This window comes from Bradyrhizobium sp. AUGA SZCCT0169 (assembly GCF_018130085.1).
Classification (GTDB): Bacteria; Pseudomonadota; Alphaproteobacteria; order Rhizobiales; family Xanthobacteraceae; genus Bradyrhizobium.
Window position 1 is genome coordinate 1 of record NZ_JAFCMC010000009.1, and the last position, 17563, is coordinate 17563.

Here is a 17563-nt window from a genome sequence, read left to right on the forward strand (position 1 = left end):
TCCAGCCAGCATGGTGAATCAGAAACCTACTGATTTGGGAATCCCAAATCGATTCAACCTAACTCCATCCCGCTTTAAAGCTCGCCAGAGCGCTCTTTTTGCAGGTCGCGGTTCAAATTCCGCAAAAGGATATTACCCGGCCGCGGCTTCATTCGGCCGCGGCGCCGACTTGTTGACGCGGGCAAAGCGCAGCACGATCTTGGTGCCGGCATGATCGGGATCGCGCGCGACGTCGGCTTCGAGCTTTGATGCCATGGCCGAGACGATGCGCTGTCCCATGCCGGTCGAACGCGGGTCGGCCTTGACGTTGAGGCCCACGCCGTCGTCGGTGATCGACAGCAGGAGTTCGTCGCCGAGAGGCTTGAGCTCGACGTGGATCGGGCCGGCGCCGTCGGGGTAGGCGTATTTGACGGCGTTCATGATCAGCTCATTGACGATGATGCCGATCGCCACCGCACGGTCGGGGTCGATCTCGATGGGCTCGGCCTTCAGCGTCAGCCGCGACATCCGATTGCCCTCGGCCGAGCGCCGCAGGTCCTCCAGCAGCGCCTCGAGATACTGGTTCAAGAGCACACTCTTCAGATCGTGCGAGGTGTAGAGCCGGCGATGGACCTGGGCGACCGCGGCGACGCGCCCCATCGCATTGGTGAGCGCCGCCTTGACGTCGTCCTGGACGGCGGAATTGGCCTGCAGGTGCAGCAGCGAGGCGATGATCTGCAGAGAGTTGCCGACGCGGTGATTGACTTCGCGCAGCAGCACCTCGCGCTCGGCGGCCAGCGCCGCGTAGCGGTCGCGCGAGGCGTGGACTTCGGCCTCGGCCTCGTCGCGGGCTCTTTGAATCTCCGCCTGCCGCAGCGCGCCGTTAACGGCGACCTGGAGCAGGGGAATGAACTCGCCCTGCACGTCCTTGACGAGATAGTCCGCCGCGCCCGCCTTCAGCGCGGTGACGGCAATCGCCGAATCCTGCGAGGCCGTGACGAATACCACCGGCGGCGCACCCGGGATTGCCAGAATCCGCTCCAGCGTTTCGAGACCGTCGAGACCGGGCATGTACTGGTCGAGCGCGATGGCGTCGATGCCGCCTTGCGCCAGCCGGTCGAGGCCCTGCTGGCCATCGGCGGCATGCACCACCTTGAAGCCGAGCCGCGTCAGGCCGCGATCGACCAGCCGCGCCAACCCGGCGTCATCATCGATATACAGCAGTGTCGGCGTGGCTGTTGTCATGTGGCGGCTGGCGGTACCTGGATGACGGAAAAGAACAGGCCAAGCTGGCGAATGGCGTTGGCGAAGCTTTCGTAATTCACCGGCTTGGTGATGTACACGTTACAACCGAGGTCGTAGCAACGCTTTATTTCATGGGAATCGTCGGTGGTGGTCAGCACCACGACCGGGGTCGTCTTAAGATATTTGTTGTCCTTGACCTGCTTCAGGATATCGATGCCCGACGCGTCGGGCAGGTTGAGATCGAGCAGGATCAATAGCGCGTTGCCCTTGTGAACAAGGCCCGTTCCATCCTTGCCGAACAGGTACTTCAGCGCGGCTGTACCGCTGGTGAACGGGATGATCTCGTTGTTGACACCGGAACGGCGGATGTTCCGCTCGATCAGGCGGGCGTGGCCCTCGTCGTCCTCGATCATGATGATAGTGACTGGATTACTCATGACTGTGTGTTCCGGTTACGAATGGTCCAATTGATCGGCAGTGTAATCGTGAATGTGCTGCCGTTGTGAAGTTCCGAGGCGACCGACAGGGTTCCGCCGAGCCGCCGCACCAGCGCGCGGACGTGCGCAAGGCCGATGCCTTGCCCAGGTTTGTCCTGGGTTCCGGCGCGGCGGAACAGCTCGAAAATGCGCTGATGGTCCTTGGGGTCAATACCGCGCCCATTGTCGGTGATCTCGAAAATAGCAAAGCCGAGTTTGGTGCGGCCGCGCACCTGGATGTCACCGGGAACGCCGGTCTTGAGGTATTTCAGTGCATTTTCGATCAGATTGGAGAAAATCTGCTCCAGCGCCAGGCGGTCGCTGACGATGTTCGGCAGCGGTTCGATGCGGATCTGGGCCTCGGCTTCAGCGGCCTGGTGCGCCACCGTCGCGACAATGCCCTCGATCAGTTCGCGGGTTTCGATCCGCACCGGTTCGAATTCGCGCCGGCCTTCGCGGGTGAGGTTGAGGATGGCCGAGATCAGCCGGTCCATCTTGGCGATCGAGGATTTGATGAAGCCCAGCGCCTCGGTGAAGTCTTCCGACAATTGCTTGTCGGGTCCTTCGAGGACGGGCTCGGCGCTATCGGTGGCGTTGTCAGCCGTCGCCGGCGCGGCCGATTGCGCGCGCGCCAGGGTCGCGATCCGCTTGAAGATGTCGCCGCGCAGTTCCTCGAGCTCGCTGGTAAAGCCCATGATGTTCACCAGCGGCGAGCGCAGATCGTGGCTGACGATATAGGCGAAGCGCTGGATCTCGTCATTGGCTTCGCGCAGATCGGCGGTGCGCTCGTCGATCGTGGTTTCGAGGTGGATATTGTTGTCGCGCAATTGGGTTTCGGCATCGTCGCGGGCGCGCGAGGAGCGGCGCACCAGGAAGATCGAGATGCCGGCGAGCGCGATCACGAGGCCGGAACCCGCCACCGTCACCGCCGAGGCCAGTTGCTGCGTGCGGTCCGCGGTCGCGGTGCGCAGGGCGAACAGCCGGTTCTCCTCGGCGCGCATCGCGTTGCTGAGGTCGCCGATCTTCTGGACGGCGTCGCTGGCGCCGGCCTCACGCAGCATCGCGATGCCGCCGGCGAGGTCGTTGCGTTTGACGAATGCGATGGCCTTGGCAAATTCGGCAAGCCGGGCTTCGACCGGCGGCCGCAGCCGCCGGGCGTTCTCGGCCTGGACCGGATTGTCCGAGGTTAGCCGGATCAGCTTGTCGATATCGGGGAGGATGGTCGCGGTGGCGGACTCGTGCTCGGTCAGGAAGCGAGGCTCTGAGGTCAGGAGATAGCCGCGCGCCGAGCTTTCGGCGCGGCGGATCTGCAACAGCAACGTCGAAAGCTGGTTCTCGACCTCGACCGTATGCACGACCTTGCCGCTGTCCTTGCGGGCCTCATGAACGAGAATGACCGATAAGGCGCTGATCCCCACCAGCACCGAAAATCCCGCCGCAAGCAGCAGGATTTGCCCCAAAGCGCGGCGGCGCTGGGCTTTAGTGTTCACAATGATCTCGCGTCATGAACAAACGAAACAAACCGCCCCTGCCAGACAGGCCCCCAATACCGCTCAACGCCCAGGGGGAACGATTGGTTCCACGGGCAAAAGGGGCCGGTTCAGGGCGTTACTCAGGAAGTCTTGGTCTTTTCGGCCTGGCCGGCGAGATACTGCTCCAGCCAATGGATGTGGTAGTCGCCGTCGATGATACCGGGCTCGCGGACCAGGGCGCGGAACAGCGGCAGGGTGGTCTCGATACCTTCGACCACCATCTCGTCCAGCGCGCGGCGCAGCCGCATCAGGCATTCGCCGCGGGTCTTGCCGTGAACGATCAGCTTGCCGACCAGCGAGTCGTAATAGGGCGGGATGACGTAACCCTGATAGACGGCGGAATCGATCCGGACGCCGAGGCCGCCGGGTGGATGGAATTGCGTGATCTTGCCCGGCGAGGGACGAAACGTCTGCGGATTTTCCGCATTGATGCGGCATTCGATGGCGTGGCCGATGATGGCGATCTCGTCCTGCGTCGCCGGCAGGTCGCCGCCGGCGGCTATGCGGATCTGTTCCAGCACGAGGTCGATATCGGTGATGCTTTCGGTGACGGGATGCTCGACCTGGATGCGGGTGTTCATTTCGATGAAATAGAACTCGCCGTCCTCGTACAGAAACTCGATGGTGCCGACACCGAGATATTTCATGTCCTGCATCGCCTTGGCACAGGTGGCGCCGATCTTGGCGCGTGCGGCGGCAGAGAGAACCGGTGAGGGGCCTTCTTCCCAGACCTTCTGGTGACGGCGCTGCAGCGAACAGTCGCGTTCGCCGAGATGGATGGCGCCGCCGCGGCCATCGCCCAGCACCTGGATCTCGATGTGGCGCGGCCTGGTCAGATATTTCTCGAGATAGACCGAAGCGTCGCCGAACGCGGATTTGGCCTCGTTGGAGGCGGTCGAGAGCGCCATCAACAGCTCATCGGCCGTGTGCGCGACTTTCATGCCGCGTCCGCCGCCGCCGGCAGCGGCTTTGACCAGCACCGGAAACCCGATCGCCTTGCCGATCGCCATCGCGTCGTCTTCGGGGCCGACCGCGCCATCGGAGCCGGGCACCACGGGAATGCCGAGCTTCTTGGCGGTCTTCTTGGCTTCGATCTTGTCGCCCATCAGGCGGATGTGCTCGGCTTTCGGGCCGATGAAATGCAGATTGTGCTCGGCGAGGATTTCGGCGAAGCGGGCATTCTCGGACAGGAAGCCGTAGCCGGGATGCACCGCATCGGCGCCGGTGATCTCGCAGGCCGCGAGCAGCGAGGGGATGTTGAGATAGCTGTCTTTTGACGGCGGCGGCCCGATGCAGACGCTTTCGTCGGCAAGCCGCACATGCATCGCGTCGGCGTCGGCGGTGGAATGCACGGCGACCGTGGAGATGCCGAGTTCCTTGCACGCACGCAGCACGCGAAGGGCGATCTCGCCGCGATTGGCTATCAGGATCTTGTCGAACATCGCAGCGCCTGACGTTGACGGATTCTATTCAATGATCACCAACGGCTCGCCGAATTCGACCGGCTGGCCGTCCTCGACGAGAATCTGCGTCACGGTGCCCGCGCGCGGCGATGGAATCTGGTTCATCGTCTTCATGGCTTCGATGATCAGCAGGGTCTGTCCCACCGACACCTTGGTGCCGACCTCGATGAATGGTTTGGCGCCGGGTTCGGGCGCCGAGTAGGCGGTGCCGACCATCGGCGAGGGGACTGCGCCGGGGTGTTTGGCCAGATCGGCGATCGCCGCCGGCGTCACGTTCGCGGCCGGTGCCCCGTGTGCCGACGGGGCCTGCTGGTAATTGCCCGGCATCGAAGCTGTGACGGTGATGTTGCGCGCCACGCGCACCCGCAGGCCGGCGCGCTCGATCTCGATTTCGGTGAGGCTGGTTTCGTCCAGCAGCAACGCCAGTTCGCGGATCAGCGCACTGTCGTCGCTCTTGAAATTTGCGGCTGATTTGGTGTCAGGCTTGCTCGCCATATGCGGGGTCCGGAATTCTCTGGGGGATGACGGCTGAGGCGCCAGGCTTTTGATTATCAGGCTTTTGCCTTGACGCCGATTTTGGCGGCAAGGCCGTTGATTGCGAGCCGGTAACCGTCGATCCCGAACCCGCACAGCGATGCGAAGGCGGCTTTGGCCGTGAACGAATGGTGCCGGAAACTCTCGCGAGCGTGAATATTGCTGATGTGCACTTCAACGGTCGGGATTTTCACTCCGACCAGCGCGTCATGCAGCGCGATCGAGGTGTGGGAATAGCCGCCGGCATTGATGATGATGCCGACCATTTTCTTGGCGCGGGCCTCGTGGATGAAATCAATCAGCTCGCCTTCGCGGTTGGACTGCCGGCAATCGGCCACGAGGCCGAATTGCGTCGCCGTCTCCGCGCACAATTTCTCGACATTGGCGAGAGTGGCATGGCCATAGGTCTCGGGCTCGCGCGTCCCCAACAAATTGAGGTTCGGGCCGTTGAGGACGAGGATTGTCGGGGCAGGGGCCTGGGCCATCCAGAATTCCAGCAAAAGGGGGCGGGTAGGTCGCGGGGTTATAGGTAACAACGCGGCCAAGGGGAAGCCTGATGGGGGTTTTGAACACCCTTCAAGCGCCTCAACCGGTTCGTAAAAAGGCCTATGGAACCTACGGAAATCACTCATTAACCAAGGTTAAAGAGCCCGAAGTCCCGACGCAAAAGGGGCGGGCATTGCTGCCCACCCCCCAATTGCCGTCACTGCGAAGGACGTTAGCCCTCGATGATGTAGACGATCTCATGCGTCTGCGGGCGCACGATCACATAGCGGCCTTTGACCAGGATGACCTGATAGCCGCGCCATTCCGGATAGATCTCGACGATCCGCGGCGGAAGCGGATAGAAGGTGACCGAGCTCGGAACCCGCGTGCCAACCGAGATATTGAAGTTGACGTTGGTGGTTTCCCGGATGCTCGTCTCCGACTTGATGGCGGTTGTGATCTGCGAGCGCTTTTCAGCCGGAGGTGCTGCGGTTGCCGAAGTCGCGGCGTTGCCGGTGGTGGCGCCCGACTTGCTGTCGGTCTGGGCCGTGCCGGTCTTGCTGTCCGCCGCACCCTTGCTGTCGGTTGCGCTCTTGGAGTCCATGCCGGTCTTGCTGTCGCGGCCCTCGGCCTTCATGTCCTTGCCGCCCTTGGGTTCGGTCTCGGAGCGCATGCTCTTCTCACCGGCGGGCGACTTGGTGTCCTGAGCGCTCTTGCTCGACGGCATCTTCTCGTTGGATTCCGCGCCCTTTGCGCCCTTCATGTCGGAAGCGCCGCCGCTATCGCGCTGCATCGTGCCCGACCCGGCTCCGCCCGGTGACGGCGCGGTCTGCTGGGTCGCGGGACCAGCCGACGGCGACTCTTTGCTCATGCCGGTGCCCTGCGCATTTGCAAAGCCCGTTCCGGCGATCAGTGCCGCGACGGCGGCTGAAATCAGAAAACGATTAGACATAGAATTCTCCTCACGTGGATGCATTGCCCGCACCGACAACGAAAGGAGATGTGCGATGTTCCTGCCCAATCGCGGTTCCATCAGATTAGTTTGATGAATGCGGGGTGAATTTGAAACTCAACTTGGCAAGACGCGTTTTCTTGACCCGAACCGTTGCCCCCCGCATCAAGTTCGGGGCAGGCGTTCGCTCGAAAATGCTGTTAACCGCAGGCCCAGTCGAACTCCATCGTTTCGAGATCGAGCTGAGCGTTGCCGCCGCCGAAATTGAAGCCGCCGAAATGCTCTTCGATTTCGAGATAGGTCGCGCTGTACTTCGGCGTCCATTGGCAGGGAAACATCGTGCCGCCGAGATGATTGCGCCCGGACAGCCGCTCCAGTTCGAACCGCTCGGCGCCCTTGCTGTAGGGCGCGATGTAATCGCCGAGTTCATCCTTGTGCAACAGCTTGTCGCGCGGCGGACGGCCGACATTGGGATCGCCGTCACGCACCGCGACCGCAATGCCGTAGGCGTGGTGGCCGATCTCGGGCACGCGCCCGAACAGCCGGTACCAGTACTTGTTGGCGATCTCATCGACGCTGTCATAGCTGCCGATCTGAAGATCGAAAACCGCGCGCGCCGAACCGCTCTCAAGCCAGGGCGGCGCCGGATTCGCTTGCAGCAGCGCGTTGCCGGCGAGGCGAGGGGGCTGACACAGCGGTCCTGCGAACTCGACTTCCGTCAGCCAGATCGCTGCGAAATTGTGGTCGATGACGTCTTTCATCCGGAATTCCATCCGGTGCCGGTTCTGCTTGTAGAGCCAGAACGGCAACAGATCGGGATCGGCCGGACGGTCCGATGCCTCCGACGTGAGATATTCGGCGATCGTCTCGACTTCGCTCGGCTCGTCATGCTGCTGATCGGCGAACATCGTGAGCGCGACATAGTCCGCGCCTTTGGTGCGATACTGCTCGGGCAGCTTCAGCGTGAAGCAGGGCTGCATCGGAAAGCCGTCATACGGGCTGAGCGGCCATTGGCTCTCCCTAATTCCGGGCGGCAGGCCGTAGCACCAGCCGTGATCGGTATTGGTCCCGCGGGCGGGCGCGGTCTTGAGGAGTTCGAGGTCGTAGGCGGTGGTTGGCGGCGTCAGGCTCATGCGGGGGTCCTGTTGGTGCGAGCCCTCTTAGTGCCTGGTAGCGTCGCCGCGGTTCAGCCGCAGCAGGCATGCGGCAAAAAAAATCCGGCTGCGATGCAGCCGGATTTTGTCCGTCGAATGATACAGGGCGTCTGGCTTCAGCAGGTCGCCTTGCCGCAGCGGGCGATGCTGATCTTTTCCTTGAGGGTCTCGACGCCGACTGCGCCGATCACGACCTGCTTGCCGATCACATAGCTCGGGGTGCCGTTCATGCCCATGGCCTCGGCGAGCTTCATGTTCTCCTCGAGGGTGGCGCGGATTTCGGGGCTTGCCAGATCCTTTTCGAGCCTGGCCATGTCGAGGCCGGCTTCCTTGGCGACCGCAAGCGCGCGGGCCTTGTCGGCGGCACCGCGGCCGGTGAGCAGCTTCTGATGGAAGTCGAGATATTTCTTTCCGGTCGGATCCTGCATCCGCACCGCGACCCCGACCTGGGCGGCTTCGACTGAACCTGTGCTCAGCACCGGGAATTCCTTGAGCACGACCTTCAGCTTGGGATCGCCCTTCATCAATTCCATCATGTCGAGCATCGCGCGCTTGCAGTAGCCGCAATTGTAATCGAAGAACTCGACGAAGGTGACGTCGCCGTCCTTGTTGCCGAGCGTCACGTTGCGCGGCGAGTTGAAGATCGCATTGGCGTTCTTGGCGATGCTGGCCTGATGCTTCTCGGCTTCGGCGGCGGACTGGCGTCTGGTCAGTTCGGCCATCGCCTCTTCCAGCACCTCGGGATGGGCGATCAGGTACTCCCGGACGATGGTCTCGATGTCTTTGCGCTGGACATCGGAGAAGCTCTGCGCGGAAGCCGGCAGCGACGCGCCGCACAGGGCGATCGCGAACAGGGCGGAAGCAAGGTGACGGAGCAAAGGCATCGGTAAATCCTTGGGTGGCGAGTTCCGGGCCGTTCTCATGAAGGCCGGCACTTGGAATACGCTTGGTGTCCAGGTTCGGTTGTCGTGCAACTCAGTTTATTTCCGGTAGCGGCGCTAGTTGCTTCTTTGGCCGGGAAGCGGTTTGGCGCTCACAATATCGTCAGCTTTGACCCATCCCGGGGTCCCGATCGCGAACCGCGTCTTGGCCCGCGAGGCGAGGTCGCGCGCGGTCTTGTTGTCGCCGCGGAGGTACGCGGCCTGGGCCGATGCCAGATCGGCCTGCGCGTAGTCGCCCTTGCGGCCATAGGCCATCGCGAGCTGCATGTAGCCGATCGGGGCTTCGGTCTCGCGCGCCAGCGCCGCGCGCAGGATGGCGATCGCCTCTTCGGTGTAGGCCTTGTTGTCGGACGCCACCAGCGCCTGCCCAAGCAGCATCTCGATGAGCGGGGCGTTGTTGGAAAGCTGTACCGCCTTGCGCAGCGGCGCGATGGCCTCGGCCGGCTTGCCGCCTTCCAGCAAAGCCTGTCCGCGGAGTTCGTAGAAATAGGCATTGGCCGGTTGCAGCTGGATCAGGCTGTCGATCTGGGCCAGCGCGCTGCGCAGGTCGCCATGCAGATAGGTGGTGATGGCGCGCGCATAACGCGCGGGCACGCCGGTGTTGGACAGCGGATAGCGCCGGAAGACGGTGTCCTGCCGCTCCATGAAGCCGGAGATCTTGGCGCGCACCATGTCGTGGCGCATTTGCAGGGCTGGGTCGTCCTTCTTGTCCCAATAGGGGCTGGAACGCGCGAGCTCTTCCAGGGCGCGGACGCGCTCGGCCGGCATCGGGTGCGACTGCACGTAGGGGTCGGCGCCGCGCGCCGCGAACAGGCTCTCATCGGAGAAGCGCTTGAAGGTCTCAAACATGCCGCGGGCCGACTGGCCGGTGGCATTGAGGAATTTCACCCCGGCCTTGTCGGCGTTTTCCTCCTGCTGCCGCACATAGGAAAGCAGAGTGCGCTTGATCACCTCGGCGGGTGCCGACATCGCGGCGGCGCCGGCATTGGCCAGCCCGCTGTTGCCGCCACCGCGCGAGCCCGCCACCATGGCGCCGGCGCCGAGCAGCATGGCGATGATCATCTGGGTCTGCGCTTCCGCCAGCCGCTCGCGAAGTTTTGAGAGGTGACCGCCGGCCAGATGGCCGGTCTCGTGCGCGAGCACGCCGATGATCTGGTTCGGTGTCTCCGATTGCATCATCGCGCCGTAGTTGACGAAGATGCGGCGGCCGTCGGCAACGAAAGCGTTGAAGACGCCTTCGTTGATGATCACCATCTGGATGTTCTGCTTCTCCATGCCGGCGGCGCGCAGGATCGGCCTTGTGTAGTCGCGCAGCAATTGCTCCGACTCGGTATCGCGCAGCACCGGGGGGCCCTTGTTCTGGGCCGCCGCGAGCGTCGGCGTCATGACAAGCGCGGCCGCCGTGGCGAGGGCGGTCAGTTTCAGCGTCGTTTTGCGGTGCGCGAGGCGGAACAACATGAAGCGATCTATTGGGCGTTGGCGGCGAAACTGGCAGTCATCGGCGCTCGGGCCGAGCAGCCCTGATTAGATCAGAACCGAACGCCAGTCTCTTGTTTTGACGCTTTTTTTCTTCCCGCGGACCAGTATCCACTTGGCTTGAAAGCGCTATAAGGAGCCACCGAATACGGCCAGTCTGGGGCGGTAACGGGTGCCGGAACTCGAAATCGGCCTTGACCGATCAAATTGCAGATAGCGATGCTCGAATCGACTCTTAGGGACGCTGCGAACACCCTGCTAACGGCTTCCAGCCGGAGCGATGTTCCACCTTTCATGGTGATGGACGTGATGGCGGCGGCGGCCCGCATCGAGGCGGCCGGCGGCCACGTCATTCACATGGAGGTCGGCCAGCCGGCAGCGCCCGCTCCGAAGACCGCGCTGGCGGCGGCGCGTCTCGCGCTCGACGACGGCCGGATTGATTATACCTCCGCGCTCGGCATTCCCTCGCTGCGGGCGCGCATCGCCCGGCACTACCGCGATACTTACGGTTGTAGCGTTGATCCTGAGCGGATCGTGGTCACCACGGGCTCGTCGGGCGGCTTCATCCTGGCCTTTCTTGCGATGTTCGAACCGGGCGACCGCGTGGCGGTGAGCGTGCCCGGTTATCCGCCGTACCGGCACATCCTCACCGCGCTCGGCTGCGAGTCGGTGCTGATCGAGACCACGAGCGCGACACGCCACGCGCTGACCGGCGAAGCCTTGCTGGCGGCGCATCGCAAGACGCCCCTCAAGGGCGTGCTGGTCGGCAGTCCCGCCAATCCGACGGGAACCATGATGTCGCGGGAGGCGCTCACCAGCCTGATGGCGGCGGCCGAGAGCGCCGGCATTCGCTTCATCTCGGACGAGATCTATCACGGTCTCGATTACGCGTTCCCGGCGGTGTCGGCCGCCGAGTTGTCGCCGCAGGCGCTGGTGATCAATTCATTCTCGAAATATTTCTGCATGACCGGCTGGCGCGTCGGCTGGATGGTGGTGCCGGAGCCGCTGGTGCGGCCGATCGAGCGGTTGCAGCAGAACCTGTCGATCTCGGTGCCGACGCTGTCGCAGATCGCAGCCGAGGCCGCGTTCGAGGGGGCGGCGGAAATGGAAGCGATCAAGCGCGGCTATCAGGAGAACCGCCGCATCCTGATCGATGGATTGCCGAAGGCCGGCCTGACCAATTTCCTGCCGGCCGACGGCGCGTTCTATCTCTATGCCGACGTCTCGCAGTTCACATCCGACAGCTTTGAATTCGCCAGCCGGATGCTGGAGAAAGCCCACGTCGCGGCCACGCCGGGCGTCGATTTCGACCCGATCCATGGACGCGCCTTCGTGCGCTTCTCCTATGCGCGCTCTTCCGACGAGATGCGCGAAGCCGTGAGCCGAATCGCGAAGTGGCTCGGGTAGGGCGCATCAGCCACCATCACTCATCCATATCTGCCATTTAGATCGGGGAACCATCTTGTCCGACACATCTCAGCCTGTCGCTGCACCGCATTTTCCGCTCGCCGCCGTTCTGTGGCCGCATCCTGCAGATCGCTCCGGTCTGTTGCGCGGCGTGATCCTGGTTGCATTGGGAACCGCGTTGCTGACCTTGTCGGCAAAGGTCAATCTGCCTTTGCCCTACGTGCCGATGACGCTGCAGACGCTGGTCGTATTGATGATCGGGGCGGCCTATGGCTGGCGCCTCGGCAGCGCAACCATCGTGGCCTATCTCGCCGAAGGCGCGATCGGATTTCCGGTATTCGCGGGCCCCACCGGCGGTCTTGCGCCGTTGCTCGGTCCCACGGCCGGGTATCTCTACGGCTTCGTGGCGGCGGCCTTCGTCACGGGATGGCTGAGCGAGCGTGGCTGGGATCGGTCAGTACCCCTGCTTTTCGTCGCCATGGGACTCGGCCACATCATCATTCTTGCGGCCGGGTTTGCCTGGCTGGCATTTGGCATCAAGCTCGGCGTTGAAAAGGCGTGGCTGGTTGGAATAGCGCCGTTCGTCGCGGCGTCGCTGATCAAGAACGCGCTCGGCGCTACGCTCATGCCTTTGTTGCGGCGCCCATTCGACCGCCGCTGACCGATCCCGTTCGGACCCCGCAGCAATGCCCCTGATTTCTGCTGGCTGAAATAATTTGGCTGTGCTAGCGGGCGGAGGTGTGGCAGAACGCCGCAGGTCGAACGGGAATATACGTCATGGCGGCAACGATTGCGGCTGACGCGCCGGTGCGCGCAGGCAAGGCCTGGTACAAAATCCTCTACGTCCAGGTGCTGATCGCCATCGTGCTCGGTGCGCTGGTCGGCTGGCTGTGGCCGGCGCTGGCGACCAACGACTGGATCAAGGCGCTCGGTGACGGCTTCATCAAACTGATCAAGATGGTGATCGCGCCGATCATCTTCTGTACCGTGGTGTCGGGCATCGCCCATATCCAGGACGCCAAGAAGGTCGGCCGCATCGGCATCAAGGCGCTGATCTATTTCGAAATCGTCTCGACCTTTGCGCTGGTGATCGGGCTGCTCGTCGGCAATCTGGTCAGGCCGGGCCACGGCTTCGGCGGCGCGATGGCTGACGCGGCCAAGGTCGCCGGTTTTGCCAAACAGGCCGAGGCCCAGAAGTCCGTCGATTTCTTCCTGCACATCATTCCCGATACCGTCGTCGGCGCGTTCGCGCAGGGTGAAATCCTGCAGGTGCTGCTGTTTTCGATCCTGTTCGGCTTTTCGCTGATGGCGCTTGGCAAGCGGGGCCATACCATGCGTTCCTTCATCGACGACGCCGCGCACGCGGTGTTCGGCGTGATCGCGATCGTGATGCGGGCCGCGCCGATCGGCGCGTTCGGCGCCATGGCCTACACGATCGGCAAGTTCGGCACCGGCGCCATCGTGAACCTGATCGGGCTGATCGCGACCTTCTATCTCACGGCGGCGCTGTTCGTCCTGGTCGTGCTCGGCACCATCGCGCGCATGGTCGGATTCTCGATTCTCAAGTTTCTGTCCTACGTCAAGGACGAACTCCTGATCGTGCTCGGCACCTCGTCGTCCGAAAGCGCGCTTCCGTCGCTGATGGAAAAGCTGGAGCGGCTCGGCTGTTCCAAGTCGGTCGTCGGCCTCGTGGTGCCGACCGGCTACTCGTTCAACCTCGACGGCACCAACATCTACATGACGCTGGCGACGCTGTTCATCGCGCAGGCGCTCGGTTTCGATCTCACGATAGGCCAGCAGATTACCATCCTGCTGGTGGCGATGCTGACCTCGAAGGGCGCCTCGGGCATCACAGGTGCGGGCTTCATCACGCTGGCGGCGACGCTCGCCGTGGTCGATCCGCGGCTGGTGCCCGGCATGGCCATCGTGCTCGGCATCGACAAGTTCATGAGCGAGTGCCGCGCGCTGACCAACCTCTGCGGCAACGGCGTCGCCTGCGTCGTGGTGTCGTGGTGGGAGGGCGAACTCGATCAAGAGAAGCTGCACGCCAATCTCAACAGGCAGATCGATCCGACCGACATGGAGACGGCGCTGACGACCGATTGACGATCGCTTTTTTAAGGATCGCGTTGTTGCAACAAAAAACCGCCCGGTGTTGCCGGGCGGTTTTTCCGTTTGAATTCAGGTCGTCCTTACTCGCCGCTGCCGAAACGCCGTGACCACCAGCCGGCCTTGCGCGGCGCGGCTTCGCTGGCCGCGGCAGGCGCGGGTTCAGCGGGCGCGGGAGCAGGGGCCGTTGCCGCCGGCTCCGCCTCGCTATGGCTGACGGCCGGTGCTGGCTCGGACGGGGCGCTGGTCAGGAACGAGACTTTTTCGCGCACCGTCGAACGCCGCCGCGCGGCGGCCCGGTCGGCCTCCTGTGCGGTTTCCTCGGGTGTCGGCGTCGGCGCGCTGCTGACGGTTTCGGGCGAGGCGTGTTCGGCGGGCTGCCACTGCGGTTGCGGCGGCTGCGAAACGGGCTCGGGTTCGACCAATGTCGGCGCCGGCTCGGCCGAGGGGCCGTCGAAATCGGCAACCGCGCTGGCGACTTCCGAAACCGGGGTCGGTCCGAGTTCGTCCGAGATCGATCCGGCGAGACCATCTTCCGGTCCGCTGCCACGCCGGCGGCGTCCGCCGCGACGTCCGCGACGGCGCGGGCGGCGCTCGCCGTTTGGTCCCTGTTCGCCGCGCGCAACGGCACCCTGTTCGTCGCCCTCGTCGTCGTCGGCTTCGCCGTCGTCGGCAACCGTGACCGCGCCATCAGCGCTTTCGGGTGCAACGCGCAGGGCGTCATTGTCGTCGCGCGGGGCTGCCCCTTCACGCGGCTCGCCACGGCCGCGGCGGCGCCGGCGGCGCTTGCGGCGGTGGCCGTCGGCTTCGCTTTCACCGGCGACTTCTTCGCCGCCGGCGGCTTCCTCGGTCAGGCCTTCGGTCTCTTCGGTCTCGACTTCACCTTCGATGTCGAACGGCTCTTCGTCGTCATAGGCTTCCTCGACCTGGGACGGGAACGCCGCGGCCTGCGCCGCCAGCAAGGCCTTGGCGGCTTCCAGCGTGTGCACCTGTTCGCCGCGATCGATGATGAACGATTGCTGGCCGGCCACCGTGGGATCGGCAACGATCGCAAGCGTGACCTTGAAGGCGTTTTCGAGATCGCGCAGATGGCCGCGCTTGTGGTTGAGGACGTAGAGCGCGACGTCGGTGCGGGTGCGCACCACCAGATTGTGGGTCGCGCCCTTCATCAGAATTTCTTCGATGCCGCGCAGCAATTGCAGCGCCACCGACGACACCGAGCGGACATGGCCGCTGCCGCCGCAATGCGCGCAGGGCTCGGTCGAACTCTCCAGCACGCTGGCGCGGATGCGCTGGCGCGACATTTCCAACAGGCCGAAATGCGAGATGCGGCCGACCTGGATGCGGGCGCGGTCCTGCCGCAGGCAGTCGCTTAGCTTGCGCTCGACCGCGCGGTTGTTGCGCTTCTCGTCCATGTCGATGAAGTCGATGACGATCAGGCCGGCAAGATCGCGCAGACGCAGCTGCCGCGCGACTTCCTCTGAGGCTTCGAGGTTGGTCTTGAGCGCGGTGTCCTCGATGTGGTGCTCGCGGGTCGATCGGCCGGAGTTGACGTCGATCGAGACCAAAGCTTCGGTCTGGTTGATGACGATGTAGCCGCCCGAGCGCAGTTGCACCGTCGGCGAGAACATCGCATCGAGCTGGCTCTCGACGCCCATCCTTGAGAACAGCGGCTGGCCGTCGCGATATTGCCGGACCGCCCGCACGTTCGAGGGCATCAGCATCTTCATGAAGTCGCGGGCTTCATCGTAGCCGGCCTGGCCGGCGACCTGGATTTCGTCGATTTCCTTGTTGTAGAGGTCGCGCAGCGAGCGCTTGATCAGCGAGCCTTCCTCGTAGACCAGCGTCGGGGCCTGCGACTTCAGCGTCATGTCGCGCACGGTTTCCCACATGCGGATCAGATATTCGAAGTCGCGCTTGATTTCGGGCTTGGTGCGCGAGGCGCCGGCGGTGCGCAGGATGATGCCCATGCCCTCGGGCACGTCGAGATCCTGCACCACTTCCTTAAGCCGCGAACGGTCCTGGGCCGAGGTGATCTTGCGGCTGATGCCGCCGCCGCGGGCGGTGTTGGGCATCAGCACGGCGTAACGGCCGGCCAATGACAGATAGGTGGTCAGCGCCGCGCCCTTGTTGCCGCGCTCTTCCTTGACGACCTGCACCAGCATGACCTGGCGGCGCTTGATGACTTCCTGGATCTTGTACTGGCGGCGCGGACGGAAGGCGCGCTCCGGCACTTCCTCGAGCACATCGTCGCCACCGACGGATTCGACGACTTCCTCTTCGGCATCGTCGCCATCGTCTTCATCATCGTCGTCTTGCTCGTCGCCTTCCGGCGCGGGGGCACGATCCTCGTGGGAGGCGGCGGCGTATTCCTCGCCGGCATCCTCGGCGCGCGGCGCGTCATCGGCATGGGCGGCGTTTTCGAGCGCGTGTTCGTCGCCGTGCCGTGCGTCATGCGCCGGCTCGTCGTGATGCGCATGAACCTCGTGGCTTTCGGCGCTGGCCGTTACCTCTGCCGGCGCGGCGACGGCCTCAACCGGTGCCGCATCGGATTGGAATGAAGCTACCGGGGCTTCGGCCGCGGCATGATCAGGGGTGTTATCCTGGACGCGATCTTGGGTTTGCTCTTCGAGGTGGTCTTCCTGGGGGCGACCCTGTTCATGCGAATGATCGTCGTGATCATGCGCAACATACCCATGATCGTGGCCGTGGTCGGCTGTATCGGCGGGATGGTGATCGCCATCATGGGCGCGGGCTTCGTCGGGGTGTGCGCCTTCATGCAAGCGCTGCGCCTCGCCCTCATAGGGCTGGGCGGCCTGCGCCGGATCGATCGCGGCGTTTTCGACGACGTCGCTCTGGACCCGTTCGCCATGGCCGCGGCGGCGGGCGTTGCGGTGGCGCGAACGGCCGCGGTGACGGTTGGAGGAGCGGTTCTCGCTCTCTTCCTCGGCCTCGCGATGGGCGCGTTCGTCGGCCTCGATCAGCGCCTGCCGGTCGGCGACCGGGATCTGGTAGTAGTCGGGGTGGATTTCGCTGAAGGCCAGGAAGCCGTGACGGTTGCCGCCATATTCGATGAAGGCCGCCTGCAGTGACGGCTCTACGCGCGTGACCTTGGCGAGGTAGATATTGCCGCGCAGTTGTTTGCGCTGGGCGGTCTCGAAATCAAATTCTTCGACGCGATTGCCGCGGACCACGACGACCCGGGTCTCTTCCGGGTGGGTGGCATCGATCAACATCTTGTTGGGCATTTTGGAGCTCTTGACGGCGGCGGGCGCGGTGCATGGCGCGCGCATATTGCGCGGCCCGGTGACGCGACGGTCCACCTGATTCGGGGGTGAGGGGAAGGCCAAAACGCAAACCTTGGCGCCGCGCCGAACGGGGAGCCACCGGAACAAAACGACGTGCGAAGCTTTCGCTTCGCGTCGGCGCGATCGTTCCGTGGATCCTGGTCGGCAACACAGTCTGGCGCATCAAGCGTCGGCCCGTCTGAACATGTTGGCGGCAAAATTGACCGCCGTGTCTATCGCTGAAGGCCCGGCGCGGCGCATTCGCGCTCGCCGGCCATCGCATATCGGACCATTTTGGGGTCCAGATAATCAGTTCTGCCGTGTCTCAAACCGTCCCTGGAGCAAGATAGTACCTTGCAAGTTAGTACCTGGGATCGGACGCCGCTCGGGCTCGAAACCGCCTCTCCGTGTCAGCCGCGCGCAGCGCTGGCTGGTGGAGGGATCGGGAAAGACGCAGGTCCCTTCGACTTGGAAGGTTCCGGCGCTGCACCGGGAGGCTGAACGCGACACAACCGGGAGTAT

At 63.9% G+C, this 17563-nt stretch carries 14 protein-coding genes; 3 read left to right on the forward strand and 11 right to left on the reverse strand.

The window, feature by feature from the left end; genetic code table 11:
- Positions 1 to 132 precede the first annotated feature (132 nt).
- The 10 genes from JQ609_RS12875 to JQ609_RS12920 form a co-directional block, all read right to left on the reverse strand.
- On the reverse strand, positions 133 to 1224 hold the full coding sequence (locus JQ609_RS12875; RefSeq protein WP_212273697.1) for a sensor histidine kinase: 1092 nt from the start codon (positions 1222 to 1224) through the stop codon (positions 133 to 135).
- Positions 1221 to 1661, reverse strand: a complete 441-nt coding sequence (locus tag JQ609_RS12880) for a response regulator (RefSeq protein ID WP_212206692.1) — start codon at positions 1659 to 1661, stop codon at positions 1221 to 1223. Before JQ609_RS12880 ends, JQ609_RS12875 begins: the two co-directional genes overlap by 4 nt.
- The gene (locus tag JQ609_RS12885) at positions 1658 to 3190 is read right to left on the reverse strand and encodes a CHASE3 domain-containing protein (RefSeq protein WP_212273698.1); all 1533 of its coding nucleotides are present in this window, start codon (positions 3188 to 3190) and stop codon (positions 1658 to 1660) included. Before JQ609_RS12885 ends, JQ609_RS12880 begins: the two co-directional genes overlap by 4 nt.
- Before the next feature lie 122 nt (positions 3191 to 3312).
- Positions 3313 to 4674, reverse strand: coding sequence for an acetyl-CoA carboxylase biotin carboxylase subunit (gene accC / locus JQ609_RS12890; protein ID WP_212206696.1), 1362 nt, complete (start codon positions 4672 to 4674; stop codon positions 3313 to 3315).
- A gap of 24 nt (positions 4675 to 4698) precedes the next feature.
- A complete protein-coding gene (accB, locus tag JQ609_RS12895; protein WP_212273699.1) occupies positions 4699 to 5190 on the reverse strand; it encodes an acetyl-CoA carboxylase biotin carboxyl carrier protein in 492 nt (163 codons plus the stop codon).
- A 56-nt stretch (positions 5191 to 5246) separates the two neighbouring features.
- A complete protein-coding gene (aroQ, locus tag JQ609_RS12900; protein WP_212273700.1) occupies positions 5247 to 5714 on the reverse strand; it encodes a type II 3-dehydroquinate dehydratase in 468 nt (155 codons plus the stop codon).
- Between the two features lie 233 nt (positions 5715 to 5947).
- A complete protein-coding gene (locus tag JQ609_RS12905) occupies positions 5948 to 6667 on the reverse strand; it encodes a DUF1236 domain-containing protein (protein WP_212206716.1) in 720 nt (239 codons plus the stop codon).
- A gap of 200 nt (positions 6668 to 6867) precedes the next feature.
- Entirely contained in the window at positions 6868 to 7800 is a 933-nt protein-coding gene (locus JQ609_RS12910) for a hypothetical protein (protein ID WP_212273701.1), read from the reverse strand.
- 137 nt (positions 7801 to 7937) lie between these two features.
- Positions 7938 to 8705 carry a DsbA family protein gene (locus tag JQ609_RS12915; protein WP_212273702.1) on the reverse strand — a complete coding sequence of 256 codons (768 nt, stop codon included), beginning with the start codon at positions 8703 to 8705 and terminating at the stop codon, positions 7938 to 7940.
- A 114-nt stretch (positions 8706 to 8819) separates the two neighbouring features.
- On the reverse strand, positions 8820 to 10220 hold the full coding sequence (locus JQ609_RS12920; protein WP_212273703.1) for a M48 family metalloprotease: 1401 nt from the start codon (positions 10218 to 10220) through the stop codon (positions 8820 to 8822).
- A gap of 237 nt (positions 10221 to 10457) precedes the next feature.
- On the opposite strand from JQ609_RS12920, the gene JQ609_RS12925 reads away from it, so the two are divergent.
- From JQ609_RS12925 to JQ609_RS12935, 3 genes are all read left to right on the forward strand, one after another.
- On the forward strand, positions 10458 to 11645 hold the full coding sequence (locus JQ609_RS12925) for a pyridoxal phosphate-dependent aminotransferase (RefSeq protein WP_212206724.1): 1188 nt from the start codon (positions 10458 to 10460) through the stop codon (positions 11643 to 11645).
- 109 nt (positions 11646 to 11754) lie between these two features.
- Positions 11755 to 12306 carry a biotin transporter BioY gene (locus tag JQ609_RS12930; RefSeq protein ID WP_212273809.1) on the forward strand — a complete coding sequence of 184 codons (552 nt, stop codon included), beginning with the start codon at positions 11755 to 11757 and terminating at the stop codon, positions 12304 to 12306.
- 116 nt (positions 12307 to 12422) lie between these two features.
- The gene (locus tag JQ609_RS12935; RefSeq protein ID WP_212273704.1) at positions 12423 to 13751 is read left to right on the forward strand and encodes a dicarboxylate/amino acid:cation symporter; all 1329 of its coding nucleotides are present in this window, start codon (positions 12423 to 12425) and stop codon (positions 13749 to 13751) included.
- Between the two features lie 86 nt (positions 13752 to 13837).
- Here the strand turns inward: JQ609_RS12935 and JQ609_RS12940 are convergent, their stop codons facing one another.
- Positions 13838 to 17002 carry a ribonuclease E/G gene (locus JQ609_RS12940; RefSeq protein ID WP_212273705.1) on the reverse strand — a complete coding sequence of 1055 codons (3165 nt, stop codon included), beginning with the start codon at positions 17000 to 17002 and terminating at the stop codon, positions 13838 to 13840.
- Positions 17003 to 17563: the final 561 nt, after the last annotated feature.